Origin of the sequence: Nonomuraea sp. LPB2021202275-12-8 (assembly GCF_037044575.1) — a bacterium.
Lineage (GTDB): Bacteria > Actinomycetota > Actinomycetes > Streptosporangiales > Streptosporangiaceae > Nonomuraea.
In genome coordinates this window covers 1-12,755 of sequence record NZ_JBAHWD010000051.1, presented here as the reverse complement: position 1 = coordinate 12,755, position 12,755 = coordinate 1, and the positions used below count along the sequence as shown (strand labels likewise).

General features: G+C 70.0%; 11 protein-coding genes. All 11 read right to left on the bottom strand.

The genetic code is table 11. The features are described from left to right. Window position 1: 1 nt before the first annotated feature. The 11 genes from V5E28_RS45425 to V5E28_RS45375 all read right to left on the bottom strand — a co-directional run bounded on the left by V5E28_RS45425 (window position 2) and on the right by V5E28_RS45375 (window position 12,437). Window positions 2–769 (bottom strand): TIGR03936 family radical SAM-associated protein, encoded by a 768-nt coding sequence (locus V5E28_RS45425; protein ID WP_336216456.1) that lies wholly within the window; start codon window positions 767–769, stop codon window positions 2–4. Window positions 770–920: 151 nt separating this feature from the next. Beyond that, window positions 921–2,831 (bottom strand): TIGR03960 family B12-binding radical SAM protein, encoded by a 1,911-nt coding sequence (locus V5E28_RS45420; protein WP_336216455.1) that lies wholly within the window; start codon window positions 2,829–2,831, stop codon window positions 921–923. Between the two features lie 42 nt (window positions 2,832–2,873). Then, window positions 2,874–4,040, bottom strand: a complete 1,167-nt coding sequence (gene rodA / locus V5E28_RS45415) for a rod shape-determining protein RodA (protein ID WP_336216454.1) — start codon at window positions 4,038–4,040, stop codon at window positions 2,874–2,876. Then, window positions 4,037–6,082 (bottom strand): penicillin-binding protein 2, encoded by a 2,046-nt coding sequence (gene mrdA, locus V5E28_RS45410; RefSeq protein ID WP_336216452.1) that lies wholly within the window; start codon window positions 6,080–6,082, stop codon window positions 4,037–4,039. The genes rodA and mrdA overlap by 4 nt, the downstream gene beginning before the upstream one ends. Continuing rightward, the gene (gene mreD, locus V5E28_RS45405; protein ID WP_336216451.1) at window positions 6,079–6,546 is read right to left on the bottom strand and encodes a rod shape-determining protein MreD; all 468 of its coding nucleotides are present in this window, start codon (window positions 6,544–6,546) and stop codon (window positions 6,079–6,081) included. Before mreD ends, mrdA begins: the two co-directional genes overlap by 4 nt. Next, complete coding sequence (gene mreC, locus V5E28_RS45400; RefSeq protein ID WP_336216450.1) at window positions 6,543–7,421, bottom strand: rod shape-determining protein MreC; 879 nt, start codon at window positions 7,419–7,421, stop codon at window positions 6,543–6,545. Before mreC ends, mreD begins: the two co-directional genes overlap by 4 nt. Further along, the gene (locus V5E28_RS45395; RefSeq protein ID WP_336216449.1) at window positions 7,421–8,452 is read right to left on the bottom strand and encodes a rod shape-determining protein; all 1,032 of its coding nucleotides are present in this window, start codon (window positions 8,450–8,452) and stop codon (window positions 7,421–7,423) included. The genes mreC and V5E28_RS45395 overlap by 1 nt, the downstream gene beginning before the upstream one ends. Window positions 8,453–8,713: 261 nt before the next feature. After that, window positions 8,714–9,124, bottom strand: coding sequence for a nucleoside-diphosphate kinase (ndk, locus tag V5E28_RS45390; protein ID WP_157246518.1), 411 nt, complete (start codon window positions 9,122–9,124; stop codon window positions 8,714–8,716). A gap of 156 nt (window positions 9,125–9,280) precedes the next feature. Continuing rightward, entirely contained in the window at window positions 9,281–10,690 is a 1,410-nt protein-coding gene (locus V5E28_RS45385; RefSeq protein WP_336216448.1) for a hypothetical protein, read from the bottom strand. A gap of 74 nt (window positions 10,691–10,764) precedes the next feature. Beyond that, on the bottom strand, window positions 10,765–11,118 hold the full coding sequence (locus tag V5E28_RS45380) for a DUF4233 domain-containing protein (protein WP_336216447.1): 354 nt from the start codon (window positions 11,116–11,118) through the stop codon (window positions 10,765–10,767). Continuing rightward, a complete protein-coding gene (locus V5E28_RS45375) occupies window positions 11,118–12,437 on the bottom strand; it encodes a bifunctional folylpolyglutamate synthase/dihydrofolate synthase (protein WP_336216446.1) in 1,320 nt (439 codons plus the stop codon). The genes V5E28_RS45380 and V5E28_RS45375 overlap by 1 nt, the downstream gene beginning before the upstream one ends. Window positions 12,438–12,755 lie beyond the last annotated feature (318 nt).

Genomic DNA, 12,755 nt, shown 5'->3' with positions numbered 1-12,755 from the left:
CTTAACCGACGTTGTGCTCACCCGCCGGTCCCGCCTCGCCGCCGCGCGTAGTCTCGCGGTCCAGGTCGAGCGGGTCGGCAAGCGCACCGGTGCTTGCGTCCAGTGGCCCCTGCGCCAGCCTGGTCACCTCGGGGGGAACCGGCGGCGCGAAGTCGGCCACAAGGCGCAGCCCTGTGAGCACATCGTCGGGTCGAACGGCAGGCGTCATGTGCCGAACAACCATGCGCAGTATGACACACGACTGTCCAGGCACCTGAGCTGCTGTTCTGTCTGTCCCTTCGGGCACCGTGAGCCTCAGCACGGCCTCCCGCGCGTCGAAACGGCGCGGGCCCTTCTTCATGAGGCGCTCGACCTCCACCGTGCCTGCCGCGAGAAACTTCTCCACCGCCACCTCGGCGAGCTCGCGGTCGGCACCGGGCAGCCGCACCTCCCACTCGGAGACTTCCAGGCGGTCGGCCAGCGCGCCGGGGCCGGCCTCGACGACGTCGAGCACATCAAGGCCCGGCGGCAGCGATCCATCGAGGTCGGTCCTGACCTGCTGGGGATCGCACGGCGTCGTGACGCCGATCTCGAGGTATTCGGCTTCGCTGGCAACGCCGGTCGGCGCCGCTCCCGCGTAGGAGATCTTCGGATGAGGCGAGAAACCCGCACTGTAGGCCACCGGGATGCCGGCACGGCGGACCGCTCTTTCCACGGCCCGCGAGATGTCGCGGTGGCTGGTGAAGCGCAGGCGTCCGCGCTTGGCGTAGCGTACGCGCAGTCGCTGCACCGTTGGCGCGGGCGGGGGCCCATCGGGAACAGGTTTCAGAGCCTTGTCGTCCTTCCCGTGTCAGAGTTCCTTCTTCTCAGGATAAGCCGCCCTGAGGCCTGCACGTCTCAGGATCATGTACGGCGAGGCACCGGCCGCGCACTCAGCGCCGCTAGACGACCGTGAGGGGAAGGAGTTTCTTACCGGTCGGACCGATCTGGATCTCGGTCCCCATGGTGGGGCAGACGCCGCAGTCGTAACAGGGAGTCCAGCGGCAGTCCTCGACCTCGGCGCCGGAGACGGCCTCCTGCCAGTCCTGCCAGAGCCATTCGCGGTCGAGCCCCGCGTCGAGGTGGTCCCAGGGCAGGACCTCGTTCTCCTCGCGTTCGCGCACGGTGTACCAGTCGACGTCGACGCCGGCCTTCGCGGCTGCCGCCGTCCACCGCTCGTAGGAGAAGTGCTCGCTCCAGCCGTCGAAGCGCCCGCCGTCCTCCCAGACACCCCGGATGACGGCGCCGACCCGGCGGTCACCGCGCGAGAGCAGGCCCTCGACGATCGACGGCTTGCCGTCGTGGTAGCGGAAACCGATGGCTCTGCCGAACTCCCTGTCGCCCCTGAGCGAGTCGCGCAGCTGCTTGAGCCGCCTGTCGACGGTCTCGTGGTCGGTCTGCCCCGCCCACTGGAACGGGGTGTGCGGCTTGGGCACGAAACCGCCGATGGAGACGGTGCAGCGGATGTCGCGCGAGCCGCTGGCCTCGCGGCCCGCCTTGATGACCTTCTTGGCCAGGTCGGCGATGCCGAGCACGTCCTCGTCGGTCTCGGTGGGCAGGCCGCACATGAAGTAGAGCTTCACCTGCCTCCAGCCCTGCGAGTAGGCGGCGGTCACGGTGCGGATGAGGTCTTCCTCGGTGACCATCTTGTTGATCACCTTGCGGAGGCGCTCAGAACCGCCTTCGGGTGCGAAGGTCAGGCCGGAACGCCTGCCGTTGCGGGAGAACTCGTTGGCCAGGTCGATGTTGAAGGCGTCGACGCGGGTCGAGGGCAGCGACAGCGAGGTGTTGGTGCCCTCGTACTGGTCGGCCAGGCCCTTGGCGACCTCGCCGATCTCGCTGTGGTCGGCGGATGACAGAGACAGCAGGCCGACCTCGTTGAAGCCGGACTCCTTGATGCCGTTGGCGACCATGGCGCCGATCGTGGTGATCGAGCGCTCGCGGACCGGACGGGTGATCATCCCCGCCTGGCAGAAACGGCAGCCACGCGTGCAGCCGCGGAAGATCTCCACGCTGAACCGCTCGTGCACCGTCTCGGCCAGCGGGACCAGCGGCTTCTTCGGGTAGGGCCACTCGTCGAGGTCCATGACCGTGTGCTTGTGCACGCGCCACGGCACGCCGGCCCGGTTGGGCGCGACGCGCTTGATGCGGCCGTCAGGGTGATAGTCCACATCGTAAAATTTCGGGACATATACCCCGCCAGACTCGGCCAGCCGCATCAGCAGCTCATCCCGCCCGCCCGGCTTGCCCTCGGCCTTCCACTCGCGGATGACCTCGGAGATGGCGATCGCGATCTGCTCGCCGTCGCCCAGCACGGCCGCGTCGAGGAAGTCGGCGATCGGCTCGGGGTTGAAGGCGGCGTGGCCGCCCGCGAGCACGATCGGATCGTCCTCGCCCCGGTCGGCCGCCACCAGCGGGATGCCGGCCAGATCCAGCGCGGTCAGCATGTTGGTGTAGCCGAGCTCGGTGGAGAACGACAGACCGAGCACGTCGAAGGCGCGCACCGGCCGGTGGGCGTCGACGGTGAATTGCGGCACGCCCTCGGCACGCATCAGCGCCTCGAGGTCGGGCCAGACGGCGTAGGTGCGCTCGGCCAGCGTGGCGGGCAGCTCGTTGAGGATCTCGTAGAGGATCGCGACGCCCTGGTTGGGCAGCCCGACCTCGTACGCGTCCGGGTACATCAGCGCCCATCGCACGTCGGCAGCGTCCCAGTCCTTCACCGTCGAGTTGAGCTCACCCCCGACATACTGGATGGGCTTCTGCACCTTGGGCAGCAGCGCTTCCAGGCGGGGAAAAATCGACTCGACAGGCATACCTTTCAGGGTAGCGGCGCCTGGGAGGTGGCGGGGACAGGGCTACTCGAACGACTGCCGGCGCACCCTGATGGCCTGCAGGAGCCCCACCGCGATCAGGTTGGCGAAGGTCGCCGTGCCGCCGTAGGAGACGAACGGCAGCGGCAGGCCGGTGATCGGCATGATGCCGATCGTCATCCCCACGTTCACGAACGTCTGGAACGCGAACCAGCACACGATCGTGCCCGCGACCAGCGTCCCGAACCTGTCCTCGCACTGCCGGGCGATCTTCAGCCCGCGGAGCAGCACCACGCCGAGCAGCAGCACGACCGTCACCGCCCCGAGGAAGCCGAACTCCTCGCCCGCCACCGTGAAGATGAAGTCGGTGTGCTGTTCCGGCACGAACCGGCCGGTGGTCTGCCCGCCGCCGAGCAGCCCCTTGCCGAACAGCTGCCCCGAGCCGATCGCGATGAGCGACTGCGTGCTGTTGTAGCCGACTCCGCGCGGGTCGACGTTCGGGTCGAGGAAGGCGGTGAAGCGCGCGAGCTGGTACGGCTCCAGCATCTCGAAATAGAACACGCTGAACACCCCGGCCGCACCGATCAGCGTCAGCAGGGCGATCAGCCGCTTGCGTACCCCCGAGATCACCAGTGCGGAGGCCGAGATCGCCGCCAGCACCAGCGCCGTGCCGAGGTCGGGCTGCATCATCACCAGGGCCAGCGACATCCCCGCGGCCACCAGCGCCAGCATGACGTCGAAGCCGCGCGGCCGGTCGGTGCCCTCGACGGGCTGGGCGAGCAGCATCGCCGTGATCAGCACCAGGCCCACCTTGGCGAACTCCGACGGCTGCACCGCGAACCCGCCGCCCAGCAGGATCCACGAATGCGAGCCGTTGATCGTCGCCCCCAGCGGCGTGAGCACCAGGCCCAGCCCGATCAGGGATACCAGGAACACCAGCGGCGCGTACGCCCGCACCGCCCGGTGGTCCATCATCGCGACCGCGGCGCACAGGAACACCCCGATGCCCTCGTTGAGGAGGTGCTTCTTCAGCAGCCCCGTCGAGCCCGGCGCCCAGGTCCTGGTGGACGACCACACCAGCAGGGTCCCGATCACCGACAGCGCGATGACCGCCACCAGCAGCACCCCGTCCAGCCGCCACAGGGCCGACTCCGCGCCGAACGCCCGCTGGGCGTACGAGCGCCGCCTGCCCGCCAGCGCCCCTCCGGTCATTCCGCTATCACCATCCCGTCGGGCGTGAATCGCGGCAGCCGTGACACGGGCTTGCCTTCCGGCAGCGCGGCCGGCCGCTTGATGCCGAAGATGCCCTCGTAGATCGCCCGTGCGGCGGGCGCGGCGGTCTGGGAGCCCATCCCGCCCTGCGAGACCATGACGACCACGACGAAACGTGGGTTCTTGGTGGGCGCGAACGAGGCGAACCATGAGGTGTCCTGCTTGCCCCAGACCTCCGCCGTACCGGTCTTGCCGCCGATGCGAACCTTGTCCATCGGGAAGCCGCTGAACGCCCCGGCCGCGGTGCCGTCGGAGGCAACCTGGCTCAGCGCGTTCTTGATGTAGAGGCGCTCCTTCTCGGTGATCGGCAGCTTGCCCACCACCGGCACGGGGACGGTCCTGACCACCTTGCCGTCGGGCCGCACCAGTGCCCACCCGATGCGCGGGCTGCGCACCTTGCCGTCGGTCACCAGCGCCGCGTACGCCCTGGCGAGCTGGAGCGGCGTCACCAGCACGTCGCCCTGACCGATCGAGAAGTTGGCCGAGTCACCGGGCCGCAGCACGAAGCCCTCGGTGCAGTTCTCGTGCGCCAGGCGCTTGAGGAACGCCGCCCGCGCGCCGTCCTTCACCTCGGGATAGCCGGTGCTGGCCCGCTTGCAGTTGGTGCCGCTGGTCAGCGCCCACATGTCCTTCTTCCACCGGCGGTCGGGAATGCGCCCCGACGACTCGCCCGGCAGGTCGATCCCGGTCGGCTCGCCGAACCCGAACCCCCTGGCCGTGTTGGCGAACACCTCCTTGACCGACTTCTTCGGGTTGCGCCCGCCGTCCCGCAGATACTGCTCGTAGGCCGACCGGTAGAAGATCGTGTCGCACGACTTCACCAGCGCCAGGTGCAGGGACAGCGTGCCCAGGCCGATGCCGCGGAAGTTGTTGAACGCCCGGTCGCCCACCATGTACGAGCCCGGGCAGCTGTACTTGCCGTTCAACGGGTAACCGGCCCGCAGCATCGCCGCCACCGACGACACCTTGAACGTCGAGCCGGGCGCGAACTGGCCGTTGATCGCCCGCGACACCAGCGGCTTGCCCGACTTCTCCGACAGCAGGTGGCGGTACATGCGCTCGGAGATGCCGCCCGCCCACACCGCCGGGTCGTAGCCGGGCGCACTGGACAGCGCGAGCACTCGCCCCGTCTTCGGATCGAGCACCACGGCGGCGCCTCCGTCGGCCCGGGGCGCCGACTTCATCGCGTTCTGCAGCGCCTTCTCCGTCACGGCCTGGATGCGAGAGTCGATGCTGGTCACCAGATGGTCGCCACTGACAGGCTCCACCTGCTGCTCCACGCCGAGCGCCTTGCCCATCCGGTCCACCTGCACCCGGCGCAGCCCCGCCTTGCCGCGCAGTTCCTCGTCGTAGACGTACTCGATGCCGTCACGCCCGGCCAGGTCCACACCGGAGAACGTGGCCTTCAGCCCGACACGCTTCTCCAGCTCGGCCTCGGTGACCGGCGACAGGTAGCCGAGCATCTGCGCCCCCGCGCGGCCTCCCGGATACTGCCTCACGGCATGGATCTCCGCCGAGACGCCGGGAAACTCCTCCTGCCGCTCCAGGATCTGCAGCGCCTCACGGGTGTCGACCTTCTCGTCCAGCGGAACCGGCTGGTACGGGGACCCGGTCCAGCACGGCTTGCCCACGCCGGGCCCGCACGGCGTGATCCGCTTCTGCAGGTGGGCGACCGGCCTGCTGAGCACGTCCGACAGCTTGCTCAGCACCGACAGCCCGTGGTCCTTCATCCTGATGAGCCCGGTCCTGTCCACGGAGACGACCAGCGCGGTCTTGTTGCGTACCAGCGGGCGGCCCGAGGAGTCCAGGATCTGCCCCCGGACGGCCGGCACGATCACTGCCCGCGTCCTGGTCTCGGTCGCCCGGTTCATCAACTCGGGCCCGCGGACGACCTGCACCTGCCACAGCCGCACCGCCAGCGCCGCGAGCAGGGCCAGCACGAGCACCTGCAGCACGAGCAGCCGGGTCCGCGTCCGGTTCATATCGTGTACCTCGGCTGCTGCCTGGCGCGCGAGGTCAGCCAGATCACCACCGGCGCTACGACGAGCGTGTAGACGATGGTGACGGGCACCTGCTCGGTCAGCGTGGCGATCGTGACCCTCGGGTCGGACAGCAGCCCGCCGACCGCCGCGGCCAGCAGCGGCGCGAGCAGCACGCACAGGACGACCGTGGTGACCTGGCCACCCGCGCCGCGCCCGGCCAGATAGCCGACCAGCGCGAACACGAACGCGTACAGCCCCGCCACGTGTGCCGTCGGCGGCACGATGTCCACCAGCAGCCCGCTGCCGAACCCGATCACCGCGCCGGCCACCGGCCCCCGCACCAGCGCCACCCCCACCACCGCCAGCAGCACCAGATCCGGCGCCCCACCGGCCGGCAGCGGCAGCCGGTTCACCAGCATCAACTGCACCAGCAACGCCGCGACGACGACCACGGCCCCCGTCATCGTGCCCCCTCCCTGCGCGGCAGCACCGCGTCCCTCGGGTCACGCGCTGGCGCCCGCACCACCACGCCGACCACGTCCAGCGCCGTCAGGTCCGCGTACGGCTTGGCGTACGCGATCCGGGTCAGTTCGCCCGGCGTCGGCTCCACCCGTTCGATCACCCCGATCGGCACTCCGGGAACGTACGGCGCGCCCCGGTGGGAACCGAAGCTGACCAGGCGCCCGCCCCTGGTCACCGGTGCCGTCGAGTCGAGGAGCCGGAAGCGCAGGAGCCGCCCGTTCTCCCCCACGCCGTGCACGACGCCGATCTCGTGGCCGCCCTCCAGCCGCGCGCCCGCAGCGGAGGCCGGATCGCTCAGCAGCACCACGCTCGACGTGCGACTGGACGCGCGGACGACCCGGCCGATCAGACCGTCGCCGTTGAGCACGGTCATCTCGGCCCGCACGCCGTCGTCGGTGCCGGCGTCGATCTCGACGGCGTCCTCGAAGCCGGGCTGGCCGCGCCTGGCGATCACGTTGGCCGCCACGACCTTGTAGCCGCCGATCCCGGCGAGTCCGAGCAGCCGTTTGAGCTCGGTGGAGCGCGCCGCGTCCAGCTTGTTCGCCGCCAGCCCCGAGCGCAGTCTGGCGTTCTCCGCCTTGAGCCGCTCGATGTCCTCGCGCGCGCTCGGAGCGGTGGCGACCGCGTGCACGAATCCGCCGACGGAGCGGGCCACGACCCCGCCCACCTGCTCCGCCGTACCGAACACGAACGCGCCGGCGGCGCGCAGCGGCCGCAGCGGTGAGCCCTCGCCGCTGCGGTGGTCCACGGTCAGGATGACCAGCGCCGCCGTCAGCAGCATTCCCAGGATCAGCCGTGCGTGGCGCGAGTCTCTCATCAGCGTCGCGACTCCGGAACCAGCACCTGCTGCAGCGCCTCGAAGTCCTCCACGCACCGGCCCGAGCCGAGCGCGACGGAGTCCAGCGCGTTCTCCACCAGATGTACGGGCATGCCCGTCTCCGCCTTGACCCGCTCGTCCATGCCCCTGAGCAACGCACCGCCGCCCGTGAGGGCGATGCCCCGGTCCATCAGGTCGCCGGACAGCTCGGGCGGGCACCTGTCGAGGGTCGTCTTGACCGCGTCGACGATCGCGTTGACCGGCTCCTCGGTGGCCTTGCGGATCTCCTCCTCCGACACGACGATCGTCTTGGGCAGGCCGCTGACCAGGTCGCGTCCGCGGACCTCGGCATGCGCCTCCCCGTCGCCGGGGAAGGCCGAGCCGATCGCCATCTTGATCTCTTCGGCGGTGCGCTCGCCGAGCATGAGCGAGAACTCCTTCTTGATGAAGGTGATCACCGCCTGGTCCAGCTCGTCACCGCCGACCCTGATCGACTGGCTGGTCACCACGCCGCCCATCGAGATGATCGCGACCTCGGTGGTGCCGCCCCCGATGTCGACCACCATGTTCCCGGTCGGCTCGTGCACCGGCAGCCCCGCCCCGATCGCCGCGGCCATGGGCTCTTCGACGATGTAGACCTTCCGCGCCCCCGCCTGGTAGCCCGCCTCCTTGACGGCCCGCTGCTCCACGCTGGTGATGCCGCTGGGCACGGCGATGATGATGCGCGGCTTGGCGAAGTGACGGCGTTTGTGCACCCGTTGGATGAAATATCGCAGCATTCGCTCGGTCACGTCGAAGTCCGCGATCACACCGTCCTTGAGCGGCCGGACGGCGACGATGTTTCCCGGTGTACGCCCGATCATGCGCTTGGCCTCGATGCCGACCGACACGATCTTCCCGCTGCTCGTGTTGATCGCCACGACCGACGGCTCGTTGAGCACGATGCCGCGGCCGCGCACGTACACCAGTGTGTTGGCGGTGCCGAGATCGACCGCCATGTCACGGCCGAGAAAGGCGAGCTTGCTGCCCATGGGGAACGGAGCCTTCCGTGACGTCGTTCGCGAGTGACTACGGATCGAATTCGAATCGTAACGTGACGTACCCACCAGGCCACGCAATGAGCCCGTGCGCCCCACAAAAATCTCGCGCCCCTCCGCCAACCCCGATTTTGCCCTTAATGCGAAATAACACCCTGAGAGCTGGGTAGCGCCGGTCCGGAAACGCGAAGTGCCCGCTCGGCAAGAGGCCGGCGGGCACCTGTGTGCGGCGGGGAGAGCTGCTCCCCGCGAGGACTAGAAGCGGTCCGGGAAGAAGATCTTGATCTCCCTGGCGGCCGACTCGGGCGAGTCGGAACCGTGGACGACGTTCTCGCCGATCTCGAGGGCGTGGTCGCCGCGGATCGTGCCGGGGGCGGACTTGACCGGGTCGGTGAGACCGGCCAGGGCGCGGAACGCCTCGACTGCCCGGGGGCCCTCGAGCACCAGCGCGACCAGCGGCGCCGAGGTGATGAACTCGACGAGCTCGCCGAAGAACGGCCGCTCGGAGTGCTCGGCGTAGTGTGCCTTGGCGGTGTCGACGTCGAGGGTGCGCAGGTCCATCGCCACGACCTTCAGGCCCTTGCGCTCCACGCGGGCGATCACGTCACCGATGAGGCCGCGCTTCACCCCGTCGGGCTTGATCAGGACAAGAGTGCGCTCGGACACTTGAGGTTCTCCTTTGAACAGGGTCTGGTCGCGAACGCGGCTCACAGCCTGACTCAGGGCGGATGCCCCGCCGCGCGCAGGCCGCCGCGTCGCTGAAGCTGCGGCTCAGCTTACCGTCCCGTGACGGTCCTCCCGTTTCCATCGCCGACCGGCTCCCTACGCCGGCGTGCCGTCCTCCGGCGACTGCGCGGGCGCCGGGACAGGCGGCACGTCACCGTCCTCGGCAGGCTCCTCCTGCGAGGTGTCCTGCCCTTGCTCCGTGACCTGGGCACGGCGGGCCAGCACGGCGGCCAGGATGATCACCACGACCACGAAGAACCCCCCGACCAGGGCCCACAGATGCAGGGCGGAGACGAAGCTGTCGACGAGCTCCTGCGCCGAGGTGACGTCCCTCAGCATCGTCATCTGCACGCCGGTGCCCAGCAGATAGCCGGCGAGCACGCCGGGGAAGCACAGCGCCAGGCCGAACATCGCCGCCCCCACCCCGGCCTGGCTGAGCGCCGCCGTGAGCGCCACCGAGGCGCCGACCGCCAGCAGGGCGAACGGCACGACCAGCACCATCCCCTCCGCCGACGGCGCCACGACCCGCACCGAGCAGAGGCCCACGACCATGGACAGCAGGCCGAGCGGCGTGACCCACCTGTTGTCGGCCGCGAACAGCCGCACCACGACGGCGGCCGCCACCGCCAGCAGCCCAGCCATGCAGAACGGAATCCACAGCCCCTTCAACCCCGGCCCGCCGAGCCCGCCCATCTCCACATATGTCACCTGGGCGACGCTGGGCAGCAGCACGACGCCGACCGCCACCATCGCGTAGGCGAACGTACGGCTCTCGCGGGTGCCGATGGACGCCAGCGCGAGCAGCCCCGCGATGGCGAGGACCGCCAGCAGGATCACCAGCCCGGCACGCCAGTCCTCGCTCGCGGTGCTGATGGCCACGACCGCGATGCCCGCCGCCGGCACGGTGGCGAGCAGCAGCCGGCTGCGCTCTTTGGGCCGCGGGGTCGGCGTGGCGGGCCGGCCGGCGGCCATCCACAGCACGAAGTAGACGGCCGCGAGCGCGAGCGCGATGCCTGTCAGGAGCGGGAACGGCTGCAGCGTGACCTGCCAGCGCGTCGCCCCGTCGAGCGGCCAAAGCGCCAGCGCCTGGGCGCCCATCAGGCTGAGCGCCAGCATGCCGGTCCACAGGGCGCGCAGCGCGCGGGGCCGCTCCCAGACCGCGACCAGCGTCGCCGGCAGCAGCAGGCCCGCCCCGATGCCGTGGGCCACCCGCAGCACCCCGACCAGGAAGGCCGAACCTGCGTAACCGCCCGCGGCGTCGGCGACGGCCAGCAGCGCCAGCCCGCCCATCAGAAGGTGGGCGACCTTGACCCACCGCAGCGCCACGGCGGCCAGCGGCACGGTCAGCATCATCGCCGGAAGCGCGAGCCCGTGGGCCCGCATCAGCTCGACCCGGTCGATACCGTCGGGCAGCAGCGCCGCGACGACGGACACGGTGTTGGGGATGGCGACGATCGCCAGCGGCAGGGCGGCCACGATGAGCAGCCCGAGGACGGTGTCGGACAACCACCCGAGCCTGGCGGCTGGCGTGGCGATGTCCGGGGACCGCTGAATTGGAGGGACGGCCATGAGGCTTGACTTTAGCGGGAAGTCACGCCCTCGACACGGCGAGCAACGAATATCGCAGTGATCCACAGCGCCGCGAAGATCGCCCCGAGGAAGAACATCGCCGACACCATGAACCCGGTGCAGATCGCCAGGACCTGCACGACACTGCCCAGGATGTAGCCGAAGGGGCGTTTGAGCAGCCCCGCCGCCACCACGCAGAGCACGGCCAGCCCGATGCCGACGGTCACCGCCAGCGCCGGCGCGACCCCGCCGACGGAGATCGCCACGGGAGTCACCAGCGCGGCGACGATCGCCTCCATGCCGAGCACGCTGGCGCCCAGCCTGCGCATGCCGGGCGTGACCTCGAACGCGAGCAGCGACCTCATCAGGTGCCCTCCGCCTTCAGCAGGTGGCGGGCGTCTCCCGCCGTGACCACGGATCCGGTGATCAGCACCCCGGTGCCGCTGAACTCCCCTTCGGCGTCGGCGATGCCGATGGCCAGGTCGATGGCCTCGTCCAGACGCTCGACGACATGCACCCGCTCCTCACCGAAGAGCGGCACCGCCAGCGCCGCCAGCTCCTCCGGCGACAGCGACCTGGGCGAGGAGTTACGCGTGACGACGATCTCGTCCACCATCGGCTCCAGCAACTCCAGCAGCGCGTCGACGTCCTTGTCCGCCATGACCCCCATGACCGCGACGAGCTTGGCGAACCCGAACGCCTCCTGCAGCGCCTCCAGGGTCGCCTCCATGCCACCCGGATTGTGCGCCGCGTCCACCACCACCGACGGATTGCGCCGTACGACCTCCATCCGGCCGGGCGAGGACGCCTGCGCGAACGCCTGCCGCACCAGCTCGACGTCCAGCGGATCGTCACCCCCGGTCAGCGCCTCCACCGCGGCCAGCGCGCACACGGCGTTGCTCGCCTGATGGGCGCCGTAGAGCGGCAGGAAGACCTCGTCGTAGACGCCCTTCAGGCCGCGGAGCGTGAGCAACTGCCCGCCCATCGCCACCTCACGGCTCAGCACGCCGAACTCCAGCCCTTCCCGGGCCACGACGGCGCCTTCCTCGGCCGCGCGCCGCATCAGCACCTCGGCCGCCGCGAGCTCCTGCTGCGCCAGCACGGCGGTGCTGCCCGGCTTGATGATGCCGGCCTTCTCGTTCGCGATGCTCGCGACGTCGGGCCCCAGCCGGTCGGTGTGGTCCAGCGAGATGGGGGTGATGACGGACACGGTCCCGTCCGCGACGTTCGTGGCGTCCCAGGAGCCGCCCATCCCCGCCTCGACGACCGCCACATCGATCGGCGTGTCAGCGAATGCGGCGAACGCCATGGCCGTGAGCAACTCGAAGAACTGGATCCGCCGCCCCTGCGTGTCGGCCAGCTCGACGTAAGGGGCGATCTCCTCATAGACCTCAACGAAGCGCTCTTCGCTCAGCGGCTCTCCGTCAACCGTGATCCGCTCACGCATCGACACCAGATGCGGGCTGGTGAACCGCCCCACCCGCAGGTTGCGCTCCTTGAGCAGGGCTTCGGTCAGCCGCGCCGTGCTCGTCTTGCCGTTGGTCCCCGCGATGTGAATGACGGGATAGGCCCGCTGCGGCGAGCCGAGCAAGTCCAACAGCGCCGCGATCCGGTCCAGCGTCGGCTCGAACTCCCACTCGACGCCCCGCTCCAGGATCGCGCGTTCAACCGCACGAAAGTCCACCCCTCAACCCTACTGACCACCCGGACCGCTTCCCACGCGGGGCGTGATCCCCCTGGGACTTCCCGCAGTCGCATGCCGGCGCACTGGGTCGGGGAGTGCACCGATCACAAGGGCCTGCTCCCCCGGAACGCAAAAAAGGGGGCTCCCCGCGGTGACGCGGGAAACCCCCAAAAAGCTGCAGCAAACGCCGGCACGAAAGCCCCCGCAGTACTCCGGCACCAACCCCGAGCCCGGCCGTGCAGGCGCGTGAGGTCCGGCGGTACCCGGCACAAAAGGGTCCGGGCTGTCCCTCGCACTAAACCCCAGATAGGGGCACAA